Consider the following 18620-nt stretch of genomic DNA (forward strand, 5'->3'; position numbering starts at 1 on the left):
CGTCATCACCCGGCTTGTCCGGGTGATCCATCTCTCAGCAGCGTCGAAGCAATGGATTGCCCGGACAAGCCGGGCAATGACGACAAAAACTGGGGCGGTGCCGTCCAGAGGCCCCCTAAAACCTCACCGCGTCGAAGCGATCCCATAAATCCGCTCGATATCATCGAGCGCCAGATGGGCCGCCATGATCCCGCCTGCCGTGGCCCAGACCGTATCGGACACGCCATAGACATGGCCGGCCTTGGCGGCATCCAGCGCCTGCCAGAGCGGATCGGCCAGCCAGGCCTTTTGCTCTTCCAGCGCCAACCCGTCCCCGGTTTCGTAGGAGAAATAGAGCAGGCGGTCGCCATCCAGATCGGGAATGCGTTCCTTGGTGATCGGTTCGGCCAGGCCCGGTTTGTCCTGGGCCGCGGGGCGGCCAAAGCCGATATCGCGCAGGATGGAGCCGGAGAAACTGTCATTGTTATAGGCGTAGTTCTGCCCGGCAATGAACCGCACAAGGCCAACCTTTTCGGCGCGGCGATCGCCCAGCTCCGATTGGATGGCCTCGACGCGCCGCTGGTAATCGGCCAGAAGCGCCTCGCCTTCGGCGCTCTTGCCGATGGCGCCGCTATAGACGGCGAGGTTTTCCCGCCACTGGCCGGTAATATTCTCGACGAACACCGTGGGGGCGATGGCCGAGAGCTGGTCGTAGATTTTTTCGTGCCGCTTCTTGTTGCCGATGATGAGGTCGGGCTCGAGTGCGGCAATGGTCTCCATGTCGGGGGCCAGTTCCTCGCCCACCAGAATTGTGTCGGCCAATTGGGCGGCGACGTGATCGAACCAGGGATTGGCATTGGCCGAACGGACGGCGCCGACCGGCACGATGCCGAGCGCCAGAAGGTCCTCGGTTGCCTCATTGGTAAGGGCGACAATCCGCACTGGGGCCTCGGGAACGCTGGTGGTGCCCATGATATGGGTGACGTCGCGGGCAGAGGCGAAGGGCATGGTCAAAGCCAGGATAGCCGGCATGGCCAGAAACGAGAAAAGGCGGCGAGTGATCATCTGCGGTCCATAAAAATGACAATCATAGTCATGTTTGGACATCAATCCTGCCGCAGCGGCGAAGTCAAGCGCCCTGACGCTGCAACAGACGCCGCATGATCGGGATCATCGCCAACCCGCCCAAAGCGGGCACCGCGGCCAGGGCCAGCCAGGGAATGGCGGCTGCGACCGAGGGCACCAGCGCCAGATCGAGAATGGGACCGAGCAGGATATTGCCGACCAGCACGGCCAAGCCGCCCACCGAGGCCAGCGCACCATAATAGATCCCGGTCGGCCGGCCTTTGGCAAAGCGGGGCACGATGTCCATGGCGACGGGCTTGACGATCATCTGGCCCAGGATCAGCAGTGCCACCATGGCAATGGCTGGGGCCAGCCGCCATGGGCCGGATGGCGCCGGAAAAGTGGCGCAATATGCGGTCAGCGCAAAGGCCAGCGCCATGAGCAGGAAACCGGCGGCCAGGCTTGCCGCCCAGCTCAGTTTCTGCGCCAGCCGCGCCGCCGGCAGCTGCAGCACGACGATCATCACCGAGGCGATCATGAAGAGCGGCGCCAGGTCCATATCGCTGCCGCCAGCGCGCTTCACCTCGACCGGCAGGGCGAAATAGAGCTGGTTATAGCTGAACAGGAACCCGGCATGGGCAAGGGTGAAAGCCACAAACAGCTTGTCGGTAAAGACATGCCACCAGGCGCCATCCTGCCGCTGCAGCACCGGGCTTCCACTGCGCGGCAGATAGATGTGCAGCACGATATAGGCCAGGAGAAACACGCCGGCGCCGGCAAAGGCCATGGCCTTGAAACCCACGCCCAACAGCAATGCACCGAGCAGCGGCCCCACCACCGCGCCCAGTTCGCCCCAGACCGCCAGCCGGGCAAAAAACTGCAGGCGCGTGCCCTTGCCCTCGCGCGCCGCCGCCTCGCCCGCCTCTGCGGCCAGCGAGGAAATGGCGGGCGAAAACAGCGAGCCGGCGAGCCCGGTGAGACAGGCGCCGAGCAGCACGGTGAGGAAACTGTCGCTCAGGCCCAGAACAACGAAGCCCACGATGCGCAGCATGCAACCGAGCAGGATCAGGCGCCGGGCGCCAAGCCGGTCGGCAAAGGCGCCGCCCACGATGAACAGCCCCTGCTGGGAAAAGGTCCTGAGCCCGAGCACGAGCCCGATGACAGCGCTTTCCAGCCGCAGGTCATCGCGCATGAAGGCAGCCAGAAACGGCACCACCATGTAGAACCCGACCATGAAGATGAACTGGTTCGAGAGCAGCAGGAGAGTGGAAACAGGCAAGGGCGGGCTCGGCGGATAAGAACCGCCCAGCCATGGCCGATCACGGCGCGCCAGGCAAGGGCCTGCTAGGCCGGGCTCACCGTGGCGCCCTCGCCATCCAGATCGTCATCGTCCGGCCCCCCGGCATAGGCGGCCGAGAGCTGGCGGTAATATTTCGAGCGCAGCGCCACTATGGTCACCACCACGCCGACCATTCCGGCCAGGGTAAAGACCAGCGCGATCCCCCGCGCCGGCCCCGTGCCGAACCAGGAGCCAATGGTCCGCGCCCCCGCACCATCGGTCATGAAGGGGATGACGACGAATTGGGTCAGCGGGCCGATGAGGAAGGCGGTCAAAGGGGAAGCCGCCTGTTCCACCGATTGGGCAAAGCCGAAGACCCGGCCCTGCCGCTCCAGCGGCACGACCTTTTGCAAAGTCGTGTGCTCGGCCGCTTCCGCATAGGGGCCCAGCAGCATCCAGACAAAACACCCGGCCGCCAGCAGCCAGATCGAGGATTGCAGGGTGAAGACGCAACACACCGCCCAGGTGATGAGATTGACCAGCAGCAGCGTGCGCAGCGGATTCCTGCCCAGGCCGGTTTTGGCGATGATGAGGCCGGACAGGATGAAGGCGGTCGAGAGCACGCCGAAAAGCAGCCCCCAGATCTGCACCGACACCAGCGAAAGGCCATAGGCATCGAGCAGCGCCATGAAGATGCCACCCAGGAAATTGTTGAAGGTGGCAAAAAAGATCAGCGCGAACAGGCCCGGTACCGCTGCGATCACCGCAATCGTGCCCTTGATATCGACCCGCTTGGGCTCCGCCACCTCGCCCGGCTCGAGGGCAACACGCCCCTCGTCGATCGGCACCGGGAAGAGATGGGCAAAGGCCAGCAGCGTCAGCACCAGCGCCAGGCCGAGCGTCGCCACCATGCCTCCCCAGGCGACGAGGAAGCCGCTGATGACCGAGGTGGTCAGAAAACCGATGCCGGTCACCATGCCGACCAGCCCATTGGCCTTGTCGCGCCGGTCCTCGGGGATGAGGATGGTCACCAGGGTCGGCAGCGCGATGGAGCGGATATTGCCGGCAATGACGCCCAGCATCACCAGGAACACGAAGATCCAGAGATGGGCGCCATAGGGATTGGTGAAGACTTCGGCCGGCGACAGCAGATATAGCGCCAGCGAGGCTGCATAGAATGCCGCCGACACCACGCTCGAGCCCAGCATGGCGAGTTTTTTGGGATTGTGGTCGACAATGCTGCCCAGCCAGAACCCGAAACCGGCGGTGAAAACCAGATAGATGCCGGCAATCATGCCGGTGGCAAAGACCGATTGCGTCTCGATATAGACCCAGAAGGTCAGCGCGAACCACACCGTGAAGTTGGTGATATTGGCAATCAGATTATTGCCCAGCAGATGATAAAACGGGGTCATGGGCGGCGCTCCTCCGTGCAGGTGGCGAGGCTAGGACGACGCGCCCGGATGCTCAACCCTTTTTGGGACGCCGCGATCCCAGCTTCAACCAGGCGTGCTGACAGCGCTTGGCAGCAGTGATCCGGGTAATTTGCCGAACTCTTGCGCTACTCCTGCGGAACCCCGAACCGCCCCACCTTCACCCCCGGTGCCGCCACGCGAAACTGCACCACGCCATCCCGGCCCTCCCCTGCTGCCCCCGAATTGAGGCTGGTCACGAAAACCGTGCGCATATCGGCGCCGCCGAAGCAGGGCATTGTGGGGTGGGCCAGCGGCAGGTCGACCCAGCCGGTCAGCGTGCCATCGGGCGCGAAGCGATTGATGCGGCTGCGGCTGGGGCCGGCGGACCAGTAATAGCCCTCGATATCGCAGGCGGCGCCATCGGCCCGGCCGTTGGCTTCGTCCTGGTGGCGCAGGCGGCGGCGATTGGCGATGGCGCCGCTGGTCCGGTCAAAATCCCAGGCATCCACCCACATCTCGCCGCGCGAATCGGAGTGGTAGAGCCGCGTCGCCGCCCCGTTCCAGGCCAGGCCATTGGAAATGACGAGGCCGGTGACCAGGGTCGAGACCGCGCCCGCCGCCGTCACCCGGTAGAGACATCCGGCCGGGCTTCCCACGCCGCCATTGTCCATGCTGCCGACATAGAAAGCGCCATCGGGGCCGACCTTGCCATCATTGAAGCGCATGGCCGGCTTGGCATGCTCGACCGACGCGACCAGGCGGCGCGCGCCATCGGCCATGTCCACCAGTTCGACCGTGCGGCGGAAGGCCACGACGAGCTGTCCGGGGCCGGCAAGCCCAAGGCTGGCCACCGGTTCGTCGAATTGCAGCCTCTGGCGGCTGCCATCGGCCAGCGTCAGGGCATGGATCGCCCCCGCCTCGATGTCACACCACCAGAGCCGGCCATGCTCCTGCTCCCAAACCGGGCTCTCCCCGACGCCGAAGCGCTCCTCCACCAGGAAAGTCACTGGCGATATGGCCAGCGCCTGGTTCCCCTCTCCGCTCAATGGCACGCTCCTTGTTCCCTGGCCGGCGCTATCTTGCCTCGGCGCCGGATTAGTCCTACCAACTTTTCCACCGCGCAAGCGGCAATCGTGCCGCTCTCGCAGCTTCCGGCGCGCCGGCCGGCGCGAATTAAGGTCTCTGGTTCCATGTCCCGCATCCTGCTCACCGGAGCCTCCGGCTATCTGGGAACACGGCTCCGCACAGCGCTCGCCGCGGCGGGCCACACCATCATCGCCACCGATATCCGCCCCGCCGCCGACGGCGCCGCCATCGAGATTGCCGATCTCGCCGATGCGGCGGCCATGGATGGCTTGATGGGACGGCAGATCGACGCCGTGGTCCATCTCGGCGGCATGTCCAACGAGGGCGATTGGGACCTCATCCTGCGCGCCAATATCATGGGCTGCCACACCCTGTTCGAGGCCGCCCGGCGCCATGGCGTCAACCGCATCATCTATGCCTCGTCCTATCATGTCGTGGGCTTTTACCCCACCGAGGCCGCGCCGCTGCCGGTCGACATCGCCTACCGCCCCGATACGCTTTACGGGGTCTCCAAGGTTTTCGGCGAAAGCCTGGCGCGCTTCTATTTCGACAAGCATGGCGTCCAGTCGCTGTCGATCCGCATCTGCTCGGCCTATGATCCGAAAACGGTCCGGGAATCGCGCAATTGGTGCGACCCCGCAGATCTTGCGCGCCTGGTGAACCGGGCCATCGAGATCGACCAATTGGGCTGCCAGGTGCTGTACGGCATATCGGACAATCCGGGCGCTTTCTTCGTCAATCGGGCAGGAAACAGCCTGGGCTGGGCGCCCCAGGGCAGCTCCCTCCAGCATGATTTTCCCGATCCGCGCGCGCCGGTCGATTTCGACGACCCGGCCAATCGCCTGCTGGGCGGCGGCATGGCGCTGCGCCCCGCGCCCGGCGCGGCAGGATGAAGCCGGTGCAGCACAAAAAGGTCGGCTTCAAGGAAATCGCGCTGCGGGCCGATGTCGCCATTTCCACAGTATCGCATGTGCTCAACGGCACCGCGCCGATCTCGCCGGAAGTGCGGGCGCGGGTGCTCGAAGCGGCCGGGCAATTGGGCTATCTCGCCAAGCGCCGGGAAAAGGCTGCCATCGCCGTGCTGCGCTCGATCCTGCTGGCCGTGCCCAGCGATACGCTGCCGCATAATGAATTCAACCTCTTTTCCTGGACGCTGCTCAGCACGCTGATGCGGGAATGCGAGCGGCGCGCCATCCGCGTCATCCCCATTGAAATCGACCGCCCGCATTTGAGCGGCGAACGCATCGTCGCCGAGGCCCGCGCGGCCGAGGTGGACGGTATTCTGCTGCTCAGCGAAGATCGCCGCGATGTGCTCAGCGATATCGCCGCCTCCGAAATCCCGGCCGTGCTGATCAATGGCGAAGACCATGAAATGCAGATCGACAGCGTCACGCCCGGCAATCGCTTTGCCGCGCGTTACGCCACCAATTGGCTGATCGAGGAGGGACACCGCTCGATCCTGCATCTCAGCTGGGAGGGCCGCTCGACCATCCGCCGCCGCCGCGATGGTTTTCTCGACGCCTTCCGCGCCAATGGCCTGTCGCTCGACACCGCCCATGTGCATCTGGCCGAGGGCTATCTGCCCGATCAGGGCGAGGCGGCGATGAAGGACTGGCTGGCCAGCCATGACGGGCTGGGCGGGGTCACCGCCATTTTCTGCGCGGCCGACAATCTGGCATTGGGCGCGCTGGCGGCCCTGACCAAGGCCGGACTGAGCCTGCCGGACGATGTGTCCATCGTGGGCTTCGACGGCGTCGCCATCGGGGAATTGACCACGCCCAGCCTCACCACGGTCAGCGTGCCCCTCGAGCATATGGGCACCGCAGCCCTGCATCTGCTCGAACAGCGCATCGTCAACGCCGCCCAGCAACCCCCGGCTCACCGGCTCGAACTGGGCTGCCGGCTGACCATCCGCAACAGCGTAAAGCGGCTGGTTTAGCTGTCCCGCGCGCGGCCGCCACGACTTCGTGGTTCGACAGGCTCACCATTAGGTCGTGCCCCGAGAATGCCGCACCCATGGGTGCGCACCTCAGCCCCAAATCTCCCCACCCACAATCGCCTCCCTCGGGCCTGACCCGAGGGCCACTCGTCGCTCCCGCCAGATTGGGAAAGACCCTCGGGTCAGGCCCGAGGGAGACGATCGTGCGGGATGGGCATCCGGCCCTCCACCCCGCAACGTCATTCCCGCGCAGGCGGGAATCCACTCTTAAAAGCCCTTGCAAGCCCAAAGAATGGATTCCCGCCTGCGCGGGAATGACGCGGTGTTCCAGTCTGCGCCTTCCTCGGGCTTGACCCGAGGACCTTTCCTCACGCGCACCACGCCGAGAGTGACCCTCGGGGTTACTCCTCCCCAAACAAATCCGCCAATAAATGCCGGCGTGCGGTTTCCAGCGCTCCGGCCAGGCCCGCCCGGGCGCCGGTATTGCTGGCCAGGATCGGCACCGGCCGCTCGAACCTTGTGGCCAATTGGTGGCGCACGCGCTCGATCAGCTCGGGCCGGGCGCCCACGCTGCCGCCCAGCACCACCAGCTCGGGATCGATCAGCGCGATCAGCGAGACGATGCCGAGCGCGACATGGCCGGCCAGCTCGTCGATGGTTTCGAGCGCCCTCGCGTCACCCGCGGCCGCGGCATCGAAAATTGCCCGTACCGGCAGGTCGGCCGCGCCGCCGCGGCGGACGAAGGCTTCGCGAATGCCGGCCTCGCCGACAACGGTTTCGAAATGCCCCTGGATCAGCGAACGCTCGGTCGTGCCGTGGTCGGGCAGCGGGAGATAGGCGATTTCGCCGGCCCCGCCGGTGGCGCCGCGCAAAAGCCGGCCATTGACCATGAGGCCGGCGCCGACACCGGTGCCCAGCGCCACGAAGGCGATGTCGCTCTTGCCCTTGCCGCAACCGGCCGCCACTTCGCCCAAGAGGGCCAGGTTGACGTCGTTTTCGATGGCGACCGGGCAGCCCAGGGCCGCGGTCAGCCTGGCATGCAGGTCCACCGCCACCAGGCCCGGCAGGTTGGCGGCCAGGTTCAGAATGCCGGTGGCCGGGTTGACCGCGGCCGGCACGCCAACCGTACAGGCCTGCACATGCAGCCGCTGTGCCCCGGCCCGCTCGGTCAGTGCCGTTGCAAGCCCCGCCAGCTGGCCGACCAATTGGTCGAGATCGCCATGGGCGGTCGGCTCGATGGTTTCGGCCAGAACCGTGCCGCGCAGGTCGATCAGGGCGGCGGCAATCTTGGTGCCGCCAATATCGAAACCCAGCGCGAGCGCTGCTTCGGGGCGCAGGGCATAGCTCAGGCTCGAGCGTCCCGGCAGGCCATTGAGGGGGCCGGCCACACGCACCAATCCGCGCTGCTCGAGTACCGAGAGCAGCTCGGAGACGGTCTGCTTGGAAACCCCGATGCGCCGGGCCAGTGCCGGACGCTGCAGCGCGCCCGATTCGATCAGCACTTCGGCCAATTGGCGCAGATGGGGCGGAGCCGGGTCGGCTGGAATGGTGCCCGAAGTCTTGGCCAGACCATAGAGGGCCGGTGCGGGACCCCTAGCCGTTTGATTTGCCTGCCAATCTTCCATTCAAGATGCGCCCTTTATCCGGTTTGCTCAGCCATAATGCCATGCGTGCAAATTTTTTCTAGTTGATTCATACGACGACTGACGCAATTATACGAATGTAGCAGCCTAATAGGCCAGAATAGCGAGCAAATCGCACATGCCTTGGCTGCCCAGGAGATTGGAGGATCAATCTAATGCAAATATTTTTATTGCTTAAGGTCTGAATCCACCGAAAAAACAGGCTGAGCATCCGCTCCGCCAGGGAACCCAATCAAGGTTTGGGGAGGACGAGACGATGAATTCCAAGAGATGGATTACCGCTCTGGCGGCTGGCATCCTGTGCACGACAGGGCTGAGCGGGCTGGCCTGGGCCTTTCAGGAAGCGCCGATGCTGGCCGAGCAGGTTCAGGCCGGCTCGCTCCCGCCGGTGGATGAGCGCCTGCCCACCAAGCCCGCCGTGGTCACGGCCATCGAGGTGGGCCAATATGGCGGCACCTGGCGCCGCGCCTTCAATGGCCCGGGCGACCGCTGGGGCCCCACCAAGCTGATGGAAGAGCGCGTCCTCAAATGGACCGCCGACGCCAATGGCGGTGCCGTGCTGACGCCGGGCTATATCGAGAGCTACTCAGTCAACGAGAACTCGACCGAATTCACCTTCACCCTGCTCGAGGGCCTCAAATGGTCCGATGGCCAACCGGTGACCACCGAAGACGTGGCCTTCTGGTACAATGACATCTTCCTCAACCGCAAGATCGTGCCGACGCTGGAGCCGACCTTCGCGCCGGGCGGCGTGCCGCTGGAACTCGAAGTGGTGGACGAGCGCACCTTCACGGTGAAGTTCGCCCAGCCCTATGTCTATTTCCTGCAGATCCTGGCCAAGGATTCTACCGGGGAACCCAGCCTGGATCGTCCCAGCTTCCTGTTCCCCAAGCATTATCTCAGCCAGTTCAACAATAATTACGCCAGCGAAGACGAGCTGACCGCCGCGGCCAAGAAGTTCAACGTCGCGGCCTGGACCGATCTCTGGGGCTCCAAGGGCGCTGCCACCGCCTGGTGGTCCAATCCGGACCTGCCCGTCATCACCGCCTGGAAGATCGAGACACCCCCGCCGGCCGATACGGTCGTCATGGTGCGCAATCCCTATTATTACGCCGTCGATCAGGAGGGCAATCAGCTCCCCTATATCGACCGCATCGAGCACCGCCTGTTCCAGGATCCCGAAACGCTCAACCTGATGGTGGCGCAGGGGCAGCTCGACATGCAGGACCGCCATCTGAGCCTGGCCAATTACACCTTCTACAAGGAAAACGAGGCGCGCGGCGGCTATCACACGGTCAATTGGAAGGACACCAATATCTGGTCGCTCGTGCCCAATATGACGGTCAAGGACGAGACGCTGGCGGCCCTGTTTGCCGATGCCAAGGTGCGCGAGGCCTTTTCGGTGGCGGTCGACCGCGAGCTGATCATCGAATTGACCCAGTCCGGTCTCGCCCAGCCCGTCCAGGCGGCGCCGGTTTCCGGCTCGCAATATTACAATGAAGAGCTCGCCAGCCACTGGACCGAATACGACCCGGACCTGGCCAATCAGCTGCTCGATGAAGCGGGCCTGGACAAGCGCGACGATGCGGGCTTCCGCCTCCGTCCCGATGGCAAGCGCTTCAGCCTCGTCGTGGAAACCAGCGACGCGGCCCATGCCAAGACGCTGGAACTGCTGACCGAGAATTATGCCGAGGTCGGCATCGAAATGCTGCCCCGCGTCATCGACCGCACGCAATGGGACAATAACCGGGCCAATAACGACTTCCAGATGCATTGGATTCCGTTCGACCGCATGACCTATGTTCCGGCCGATCCGCGGCGCCTGATGGGTTGGGACAGCTTCGGCAACGAATATTTCAAGTGGTACAGCACCGACGGCGCCGAAGGGATCGAACCGCCCGCCGACGATCCGATCCGCGAGATCTGGGCGCTCTGGGACAAGGCCTCGCAATCGGCTTCGGTTGAGGAAGCCGACGTCTCGGTCAACGAAATGGCCCGCATCTTTGGCGAACAGGGCTGGGTGATCGGCGTCTATGGCGAGGGCCCGGTGGTCAATATCGTCTCCAACGCCATGCACAATGTGCAGCCCGATCTGGTGCAGGACGACATCTTCCGCGGCGTGGGCCTGGCCCGCACCCAGCAGTTCTGGCTCGAGCAGAACTGACAGACAAGCAGGTGCGCGGAGCCGTTGCCCCGCGTATCGCCTCGCCCCCGCGATCTGGACTCCAAGCCGGCCCGCGGGGGCGAATAGGGGAGACATAGCAGCATGGTTGCCTTTATCGGGCGTCGAGCGCTTCTGGCGATACCGACGCTGATCTTTATCTCGTTCATTTCCTTCGTGATCATCCAGCTGCCGCCGGGCGACTACGTCACCTCCTATGCCGCCCAGCTCCGCCAGCAGGGCGACTATGTTTCGGCCGCGCAGGAAGCGATCATGCGGCAGAATATGGGGCTCAACGATCCCATTCTGGTGCAATATTGGCGCTGGATTTCCAACATCGTGTTCCGCGGCGATTTCGGCCATTCCCTGGAATGGAACGCCCCGGTGGGCAGTCTGATCTGGGACCGGCTGGCGCTGACCCTGGCCATTTCCTCGCTGAGCCTGGTCTTTACCTGGATCATTGCCATTCCCGTCGGCGTCTATTCCGCCACGCGCCAATATTCCATTCTCGACCACCTCTTCACCGTGTTCGGGTTCCTCGGCAAAGGCGTGCCCGATTTCCTATTGGCGCTGATCCTGATGTGGATCGGCTTTATCTATCTGCAGATCGATGTGGGCGGGCTGTTCTCCCCGCAATATCAGAACGCCCCCTGGAGCTGGGACAAACTCGTCAACCTGCTGTCGCATCTGTGGATTCCGCTGGTGGTGCTGGCAACCGGCGGCGCGGCCGGGCTGATCCGCGTCATGCGCGCCAATATGCTCGATGAATTGGGCAAGCCCTATGTCGAGACCGCCTATGCCCAGGGCCTTTCCGAACGCCAGGTGGTGTGGAACTACCCGGTGCGCGTCGCGCTCAATCCCTTCATTTCCACCGTCGGCTGGTCGCTGCCCGCCCTGTTTTCGGGCGACGTGATCACCGCCGTGGTGCTCAACCTGCCCACCACCGGGCCGTTGTTGCTGCAGGCGCTCAAGATGCAGGACATGTATCTGGCGGGCAGCTTCATCCTCATCCTCAGCGTCTTTACCGTGATCGGCACGCTGGTCTCCGATATCCTGCTGGCGTGGTTCGACCCGCGCATCCGCTACGCGTGAGGAGTGCTCCCGTGACCGATACCGCCCTCGAAACCCCCAAGGTCCGCGACCACAAGGAAGACCTCTATACCGCCAAGCCCTGGCAATTGATCTGGCGCCGCTTTTCCAAGCATTTGCTGGCCGTCATCTCGCTGTGGTTCCTGGTGCTGCTGGCGCTGACGGCGATCTTTGCCGATCAGGTTGCCCCCTATGATCCGTTCAAGGTGCAGCGCCTCAGGACCCTGGCCCCGCCCACCGGCATTCATCTCTTCCATGAGGGCCAGTTCGTCGGCCCCTTCGTCTATGGGCTGGAGCGCGAACGCGATCTCGAAACGGCGCGCGTCATCTACGAAACCGACACCGCAACCCCGCTGCCCATCCAGCTCTTCTACCAGGGCGACGACTACAATTTCTTCGGCCTCTTCAAATCCAACATCCACCTGTTCGGCGTCGATGACCGGCGTCAGCAGATCAACCTGCTCGGCACCGACGATCTGGGCCGCGACGTCTTCTCCCGCCTCATGCATGGCGGCCGCGTCACCCTCTCGGCGGGTCTCGTGGGCGTGATCTTCGCCTTCGTGCTGGGCCTCACCCTGGGCTCGATCTCGGGCTATTTCGGCGGCTGGATCGATAGCTCAATCCAGCGCCTGATGGAGTTCATCCGCTCCATTCCCACCATCCCGCTCTGGATGGGCCTCGCCGCTGCCCTGCCCATCGCCTGGGACCCCATCTTTGTCTATGTGCTGATCACATTGATCCTCGCCCTGATCGGCTGGACCCATCTGGCGCGCGTGGTGCGCGGGCAATTCATGGCCATCCGCAACGAGGATTTCGTGATGGCCGCCCGGCTGGCCGGGGCCTCGGAATACCGCATCATCACCAAGCATATGCTGCCCTCGATGACCTCTTACATCATCGCGGCACTGACCCTGGCCGTGCCCGAAATGATCCTGGGCGAAACCGCGCTCAGCTTCCTGGGCCTGGGGCTACGGCCCCCCGTCGTCAGCTGGGGCGTGCTGTTGCAGGATGCCCAGAACCTGCGTTCGATCTCGATGGCGCCCTGGCTGCTTTCGCCGGGCCTGGCGGTGGTGCTCACCGTCCTGGCCTTCAATTTCCTCGGCGATGGCCTGCGCGACGCGGCCGATCCTTATGGGCAATGATATCATGACCCACACCATGGCTGAAAACCGGCTGCTCGAACTGGACAATGTGCAGGTCCAATTCCCCATGCGCGAGGGCCTGGTCAAGGCCGTCAATGGCGTTTCCTACCATGTCAACAAAGGCGAAGTGCTGGGGATTGTCGGGGAAAGCGGCTCAGGCAAATCCATCACTGCCCGCGCCATCATGCGGCTGCTGCCCAAGAACGCCAAAGAGACCGGCGGCAGCATTCGCCTGCGCCCCCGCACCGGCGAAGAATTCGAACTCTCCGCGCTCGATCGCAATAGCCGCGCCGTGCGCAAGGTGCGCGGCAATCATATCGGCATGATCTTCCAGGAGCCGATGACGGCGCTGTCGCCGGTCCACACCATCGGCACCCAGATCATGCGCACCGTGCAATTGCACAAGGGCCTGAGCAAGGCCGATGCCCGCGCCCGCGCCATCGAGCTTCTGGCCAAAGTGCAGATGCCCCGCCCGGCCCAATTGGTCGATGCCTATCCCCACCAGCTCTCGGGCGGCATGCGCCAGCGCGCCATGATTGCGCTGGCCATTTCCTGCGATCCGAGCCTGCTCATTGCCGACGAGCCCACCACCGCGCTCGACGTCACCACCGAGGCCCAGATCATCGAATTGCTCAAGGAGCTCAAATCCGAGCTGGGCATGGCCATCGTCTTCATCACCCACAATTTCGGCGTCGTCGCTGACATCGCCGACCGCGTCTCGGTCATGTATCTGGGCCGCATTGTCGAAACCGCCGATGTCGACGACATTTTCTACGCCCCCAAGCATCCCTATACCCAGGCGCTGCTCCGCTCCATTCCGCGCCTCGGCGTCGATCAAGGCCGGCGCCTGCCCACCATTCCCGGCATGGTGCCCGACCCCTTCAGCGTACCCAATGGCTGCGCCTTCAATCCGCGCTGCATCCATGCCGTGCCCGGTCTCTGCGACACCAAAGTGCCGCCCGAATTGCGCTTTGGCAGCCAGATGTCGCGCTGCCACATTGCCGAGCAATTCGCCCAAACCGAACAGCAGGAGCCAGCCCATGTCTAATACTGGCATGTCTGATCCAGAACTGGCTCTGCCCGATGACACCTTGATCTCCGTCCGCGGGCTCAAGAAATATTTCCCCATCCAGGCCGGCTGGCGCAAACGCCATGTCGGGGACATCAAGGCCATTGACGATGTCTCCCTCGATATCAAAAAGGGCGAAACTTTTGGCCTGGTCGGAGAAAGCGGCTCGGGCAAATCCACCGTCGCCCGCCTGATGCTGCGCGCCTATAGTCTCACCGATGGGCAGATCCTGTTCCGCCGCGCTTCTGGCGAAGTGGTCGACATTTCGGGCCTGTCCGAGCGGGGCATGCGTGAGATGCGCCAGGAAATGCAGATGATCTTCCAGGACCCCTATTCCTCGCTCAATCCGCGCATGACCCTGCTCGAATTGGTGGGTGAACCCATGGTCATCCATGGCGCGGGCACCCAGGCCGAAATCCGCGACCGGGTGGCCGAATTGCTCAGCGTTGTCGGCCTGCGCCCCGAATTCCTCACCCGCTATCCGCATGCCTTTTCCGGCGGCCAGCGCCAGCGCATCGGCATTGCCCGGGCCCTGGCGCTTAATCCCAGCTTCATCGCCGCCGACGAAGCCGTCTCGGCGCTCGACGTGTCAGTGGCCGCGCAGAACATCAATCTGCTGCAGGATTTGCAGGAACAATTCGGCCTCACCTACCTCTTCATCACCCATGATCTGGGCATGGTCGAGCATATCGCCGACCGCATCGGGGTCATGTATCTGGGCCGGTTGATGGAGGTCGCGCCCACCCATGATCTGTTCAGCAAGCCGCTCCATCCCTATACCGAAGCGCTGATGGCCGCCGTGCCGCAGCCCGATCCGCGCGGCAACCGCACCCGCAAGCGCGTGCCGCTCAAGGGCGAAATCGCCAATGCCGCCAATCCGCCTTCGGGTTGCCTGTTCCACCCCCGCTGCCCCTATGCACAGGAACGCTGCGCAACCGAACAACCGGCCCTGCGCGCCCTGCCATCGGGCCGCCAGGTGCGCTGCCACTTTGCCGATGAATTGAGCCTGACCGGAGCGGTGGCGTGACGGCGCAGGACCGCTCCCTTCAGGCGCAGGCGCTGGCCAAACGGCATCTGCCCCTCCTCCTGCTCGATACCGCCGAGCCCTATCTGCCGGTGGCCCTCGGCTATTCGGTCTTTACCGGGCCGGGGCAGTCGCCATCCTCCAAATTCGCCCTGGAACCAGCCGGTCAGGTCACGATCGAATATGCCGTATTCTATGATTGGGATATCGGCCATCTCTACGATCTCGAACATGTCTGGGTGCATCTGGACGCCAAAGGCGCCGTCATTGCCGTCGAGGCCTCCACCCATGGACGGCGCGAGACAATGGACAGCGGCAATGGCCTGCCTGAACTGCGCGAGGGCCGCCCGGTCCTCTACCCCGAGGCCGGCAAGCATGCCCATTGGGCCCATCCGCGCCAGATGCAACCGGCGGCGCGGGAACGGCTCGCCGTGCTCTGTGGCCCACTGGCCGGTCATGAGGGCGTGCATCTGGGCAATCCCTTCGCCGGGGCCGGCGCCTATCGGGCAAGCCCCCTGGATCATCGCCTCGCCCGCCGCAAAATGGCGGCCGACGCCTTCGTGCCCAGCCATCGCTATGAACCGGCCGACATCGAACCGCAATTGATGGCCTGGCCCGATCTCGCCGCCTTCATTCCCCGCCGCGTCTCCCAGCTCATGGCGGCCCTGCCGGGCAGCGTGCCGCATTTCGGCGCCATCTTTCTCGATTGCGGCGACACCCTGATCGACGAGCGCAGCGAAGAAAAGCTCCCCGGTAGCGAAGTCGTCATCCGCGCCGATCTCATCCCAGGCGCCAGGCAGATGATGGACGATCTCCGGGCCGCCGGCCACAAGCTGATCCTGGTTGCCGACGGCCCCCGCCAGACCTTCGTCAACATGCTGACCCATCATGGCCTTTGGGATCATTTCGACGCCCATATCATTTCCGAGGATATCGGCTGCCACAAGCCGGATGCCCGCATGTTCGATGCTGCCCTCAAGGCCGCCGGCCTCACCCGCGCCGACGCCTGGCGCACCGTTATGATCGGCAATAATCTGTCGCGCGACATCAATGGCGCCAATGCGCTCGGCATCACCTCGGTCTTCATGGCCTGGTCGACCCTGCGCAGTCACGTGCCGGCCGATGCCTCCGAAACGCCCGATTACCGGATCGGCTCGCCCGCCGAATTCGTCGGCCTGCTCGATCGCCTCGAAGCGCTGCTTTGCTATCGAATGGCTGTGCCTAATGTTAACAGTCTGCTAACCAATCAGGTCCCATGACGACACCTCTGCTCACCCTTTCGCGCGGCGATAGCCTGGCCGCATGGGCCCTTTCGCCTGTCATGGCCACGCCCTTTCCCGGCGTTCCGGCGCCGGCCGAAGATCGGCAGAACTATAAATATATCAATGGCTTCGTCGATGTCGGCGACCTGCCCTGCCGCGTCGCCACCTGGCGCGACGTCGCCACCCGCACGCTCGCGCTCGACACCAGCTGGCCGGTGGAAAGCCTCTACCTCCCCGGCGCCAACCGCCGCGTCGAATTCAGCCAGTTCCGCTCCACGCCCACACGGCTAAGCCGTTGGTGCCGCACCACAATCAGCGCTCCGGTCGACCGCTATTGCTCGTTCCGCCTCTCCACGCGCGGCGGCGTCCACATCTGGGTCGATGGCGAACTGGCCGGTCGTTTCGAACCCTTCACCCGCAATTCCACCGAGCAGAGCGTCGTCCACCTGCCCATCAAGGCCGCGGGCAGCGACATTGTCGTTTTGACCGAGGACATGGCCGAGCGCGACACCAACTGGTTTTTCGAGCTGACCCTGCTCGACGACGTGCCGCTCGCCATCTTCCTGCCCGGCGCCCCGGCCGACGCCCATCTCGATAGCCTCAAGGCGCTGGCTGCGGAAGTCCGCCCTGCCGGCGAATTTACCGGTCCCGGCGATGCTTTGGTGCTGCAATTCGACACAACGGCAAGCCTTGCCGTCACCATCGAGGCCAAGGTGGGCTCCACCTCCCACGCCAAGCACATAATGCTCGACCGCACGGTCATCCTCGAGGCCGGCGAGACCCAGGTCACGCTCTGCCGGGGCGATGAACTGCCCGAGGGCTACCACATCATCGACCTCACCTTCGTCGTCGACGATACAAGCGTCACCCGCCAGATCGCCTGTGCCGTGCTCCATGCCACCGAGCCGCAAAAGCGGCACGCCGACATTGCCGAGCGCAAGCGCGAAGCCCTGCTGCACGCGGCCCGCGACGGCGAAATGCGCATGGGCACCGCGCTCGCCATGCTGGCCTCCGGCATCGAGCCAGACCAGCGCTTTCGCGAGATTATCGAGACCACGCTGACCATTATCGAGGAGCGTTGGGACTGCGCCGATTTCGTCAGCGTGCCCCTGCTCTGGGCCTATGCGAAATATGCCGCGCAATTCCCGCCCGACCTGCGCGCCCGCACCGAAACGGCGCTGCTGACCTTCCGCTATTGGGTGGATGAGCCGGGCAATGACGTGATGTGGTTCTGGAGCGAGAACCATGCCCTGTGCTTTCATGTCTCCCAATTGATGGCCGGCCAGCTATTCCCGGATGGCGATTTCACCGCCTCGGGCCGCAAGGGCGCCGAACAGGTCAGGCTCGCCGCCGAACGGCTGCATTTGTGGTTCGATGCCGTCGAGGCCGAAGGCCTCGCCGAATGGAATTCGTCGGCCTATTACCCCGTCGATTTCATCGGTCTTTTGGCCCTTGTCGAATTCGCTCCCGCCGATATCGCCGCTCGGGCTCGCCGCGTCACCGACCGCATCTTCACCATGATGGCGCTGCACAGCCTTGGCGGGGTTCCCGCCGGCAGCATGGGCCGCGCCTATGACAAGGAATTGCGCGCCGGCCCCCTCACCGAGCTTGCCCCCTTTGCCAGTGTCGCCTTCGGCAAGGGCTGGCTCAATAATGGCGTTGCCTCGCTCCCCCTGTTCGCTGCCGGCCTCTATCTGCCGCCGCCCGAACTGGCCGAGCTTGCCTGGCCTGCGCCGGATACCGCGATCACAGCCCAATATACCCAGGGCTATGCCCACGCCGCCCATCTCAGCCTCTTCAAGACCCCGGCGGTGCAGCTCTCCAGCAATGCCGGCGCCAAGCCCGGCGGCTATGGCCATCAGCAGCATGTCGTCGATGTGCTGTTCTCCGCCCACCCCCTGGCCCGGAGCTGGATCAACCATCCCGGCGAGGACGACCCCTGGGGCAGCCAGCGCCCCTCCTATTGGGCCGGCAATGGCGTGCTGCCCCGTGCCGCCCAGCACGAAAACGTCGCCCTCCTGCTCTACGATCTGGGCGCCAATCCGCGCCTCGACTTTACCCATGCCTATGTTTCCCAGGCCGGAATCGAAGCACGTCTCATAGACGGCGCCCTGATCCTGCGCTCGGGCAATGGCCTCTTGGCCTACAAAGCCACCGCCCCGCTCGTGCCGGTCACCAAAGGCCCCAGCACCGGCCGCGAATACCGCTGTTATGGCAAGGTGACGGGCTGGATGGCATTGGTCGCCGAAGGCGATGACATCGACGCCTTTGCCCGCAAAATCGCCGCGCTGGACCTGACACTCGATGGCCGCCACTTGACCCTGACAGGTCTGCCCAGCGGCCCCATTGGGCTGGACTGGAGCAACGGCCTATCGGTCAACGGCAAAGCCGTGGCGCATCCCAATATGAGCATCGAACCGCTGATCCAGCGACGCCGGTTGAGCGAGACGATGGCGGGGTAAGACCC

Annotated in this window: 14 protein-coding genes; 9 read left to right on the plus strand and 5 right to left on the minus strand. The window is 64.3% G+C overall.

The genetic code is table 11. The features are described from left to right. Positions 1 to 123: 123 nt before the first annotated feature. From QQL79_RS16465 to QQL79_RS16480, 4 genes are all read right to left on the minus strand, one after another. The gene (locus QQL79_RS16465) at positions 124 to 1044 is read right to left on the minus strand and encodes an ABC transporter substrate-binding protein (protein WP_284392647.1); all 921 of its coding nucleotides are present in this window, start codon (positions 1042 to 1044) and stop codon (positions 124 to 126) included. A 64-nt stretch (positions 1045 to 1108) separates the two neighbouring features. After that, a complete protein-coding gene (locus QQL79_RS16470; RefSeq protein ID WP_284392648.1) occupies positions 1109 to 2323 on the minus strand; it encodes an MFS transporter in 1215 nt (404 codons plus the stop codon). 65 nt (positions 2324 to 2388) lie between these two features. After that, positions 2389 to 3738, minus strand: a complete 1350-nt coding sequence (locus tag QQL79_RS16475) for an MFS transporter (RefSeq protein ID WP_284392649.1) — start codon at positions 3736 to 3738, stop codon at positions 2389 to 2391. A 146-nt stretch (positions 3739 to 3884) separates the two neighbouring features. Beyond that, entirely contained in the window at positions 3885 to 4784 is a 900-nt protein-coding gene (locus tag QQL79_RS16480; protein WP_284392650.1) for an SMP-30/gluconolactonase/LRE family protein, read from the minus strand. 144 nt (positions 4785 to 4928) lie between these two features. Here QQL79_RS16480 and QQL79_RS16485 point away from each other — a divergent pair, with 144 nt between their 5' ends. Together QQL79_RS16485 and QQL79_RS16490 are read left to right on the plus strand one after the other, a co-directional pair. After that, positions 4929 to 5717 (plus strand): NAD-dependent epimerase/dehydratase family protein, encoded by a 789-nt coding sequence (locus QQL79_RS16485; protein WP_284392651.1) that lies wholly within the window; start codon positions 4929 to 4931, stop codon positions 5715 to 5717. Then, on the plus strand, positions 5714 to 6763 hold the full coding sequence (locus QQL79_RS16490) for a LacI family DNA-binding transcriptional regulator (protein WP_370461229.1): 1050 nt from the start codon (positions 5714 to 5716) through the stop codon (positions 6761 to 6763). Before QQL79_RS16485 ends, QQL79_RS16490 begins: the two co-directional genes overlap by 4 nt. 401 nt (positions 6764 to 7164) lie before the next feature. Here QQL79_RS16490 and QQL79_RS16495 read toward each other — a convergent pair whose 3' ends face one another. Further along, a complete protein-coding gene (locus QQL79_RS16495) occupies positions 7165 to 8388 on the minus strand; it encodes an ROK family transcriptional regulator (RefSeq protein ID WP_284392653.1) in 1224 nt (407 codons plus the stop codon). A gap of 274 nt (positions 8389 to 8662) precedes the next feature. Between QQL79_RS16495 and QQL79_RS16500 the strand changes: the two genes are divergently transcribed. The 7 genes from QQL79_RS16500 to QQL79_RS16530 all read left to right on the plus strand — a co-directional run bounded on the left by QQL79_RS16500 (position 8663) and on the right by QQL79_RS16530 (position 18615). Then, positions 8663 to 10570 carry an ABC transporter substrate-binding protein gene (locus QQL79_RS16500; protein ID WP_284392654.1) on the plus strand — a complete coding sequence of 636 codons (1908 nt, stop codon included), beginning with the start codon at positions 8663 to 8665 and terminating at the stop codon, positions 10568 to 10570. Positions 10571 to 10672: 102 nt separating this feature from the next. Beyond that, entirely contained in the window at positions 10673 to 11659 is a 987-nt protein-coding gene (locus tag QQL79_RS16505) for an ABC transporter permease (protein WP_284392655.1), read from the plus strand. An 11-nt stretch (positions 11660 to 11670) separates the two neighbouring features. Further along, positions 11671 to 12798, plus strand: a complete 1128-nt coding sequence (locus QQL79_RS16510; RefSeq protein ID WP_284392656.1) for an ABC transporter permease — start codon at positions 11671 to 11673, stop codon at positions 12796 to 12798. Between the two features lie 4 nt (positions 12799 to 12802). After that, a complete protein-coding gene (locus QQL79_RS16515) occupies positions 12803 to 13846 on the plus strand; it encodes an ABC transporter ATP-binding protein (protein WP_284392657.1) in 1044 nt (347 codons plus the stop codon). After that, the gene (locus tag QQL79_RS16520; protein WP_284392658.1) at positions 13839 to 14894 is read left to right on the plus strand and encodes an ABC transporter ATP-binding protein; all 1056 of its coding nucleotides are present in this window, start codon (positions 13839 to 13841) and stop codon (positions 14892 to 14894) included. Before QQL79_RS16515 ends, QQL79_RS16520 begins: the two co-directional genes overlap by 8 nt. Next, complete coding sequence (locus QQL79_RS16525; RefSeq protein WP_284392659.1) at positions 14891 to 16150, plus strand: HAD family hydrolase; 1260 nt, start codon at positions 14891 to 14893, stop codon at positions 16148 to 16150. The genes QQL79_RS16520 and QQL79_RS16525 overlap by 4 nt, the downstream gene beginning before the upstream one ends. Further along, positions 16147 to 18615 carry a hypothetical protein gene (locus QQL79_RS16530; protein WP_284392660.1) on the plus strand — a complete coding sequence of 823 codons (2469 nt, stop codon included), beginning with the start codon at positions 16147 to 16149 and terminating at the stop codon, positions 18613 to 18615. The genes QQL79_RS16525 and QQL79_RS16530 overlap by 4 nt, the downstream gene beginning before the upstream one ends. Positions 18616 to 18620: the final 5 nt, after the last annotated feature.

The sequence above is a fragment of the Devosia yakushimensis genome (assembly GCF_030159855.1).
GTDB lineage: Bacteria > Pseudomonadota > Alphaproteobacteria > Rhizobiales > Devosiaceae > Devosia > Devosia yakushimensis.

Excerpts from the sequence above, each read along its gene's own strand:
- QQL79_RS16530 (WP_284392660.1), top strand. The coding sequence starts at position 16,147 with ATGACGACACCTCTGCTCACCCTTTCGCGCGGCGATAGCCTGGCCGCA.
- QQL79_RS16515 (WP_284392657.1), top strand. The coding sequence starts at position 12,803 with ATGACCCACACCATGGCTGAAAACCGGCTGCTCGAACTGGACAATGTG.
- QQL79_RS16475 (WP_284392649.1), bottom strand. The coding sequence starts at position 3,738 with ATGACCCCGTTTTATCATCTGCTGGGCAATAATCTGATTGCCAATATC.
- QQL79_RS16465 (WP_284392647.1), bottom strand. The coding sequence starts at position 1,044 with ATGATCACTCGCCGCCTTTTCTCGTTTCTGGCCATGCCGGCTATCCTG.
- QQL79_RS16495 (WP_284392653.1), bottom strand. The coding sequence starts at position 8,388 with ATGGAAGATTGGCAGGCAAATCAAACGGCTAGGGGTCCCGCACCGGCC.
- QQL79_RS16490 (WP_370461229.1), top strand. The coding sequence starts at position 5,714 with ATGAAGCCGGTGCAGCACAAAAAGGTCGGCTTCAAGGAAATCGCGCTG.
- QQL79_RS16505 (WP_284392655.1), top strand. The coding sequence starts at position 10,673 with ATGGTTGCCTTTATCGGGCGTCGAGCGCTTCTGGCGATACCGACGCTG.
- QQL79_RS16485 (WP_284392651.1), top strand. The coding sequence starts at position 4,929 with ATGTCCCGCATCCTGCTCACCGGAGCCTCCGGCTATCTGGGAACACGG.
- QQL79_RS16520 (WP_284392658.1), top strand. The coding sequence starts at position 13,839 with ATGTCTAATACTGGCATGTCTGATCCAGAACTGGCTCTGCCCGATGAC.
- QQL79_RS16500 (WP_284392654.1), top strand. The coding sequence starts at position 8,663 with ATGAATTCCAAGAGATGGATTACCGCTCTGGCGGCTGGCATCCTGTGC.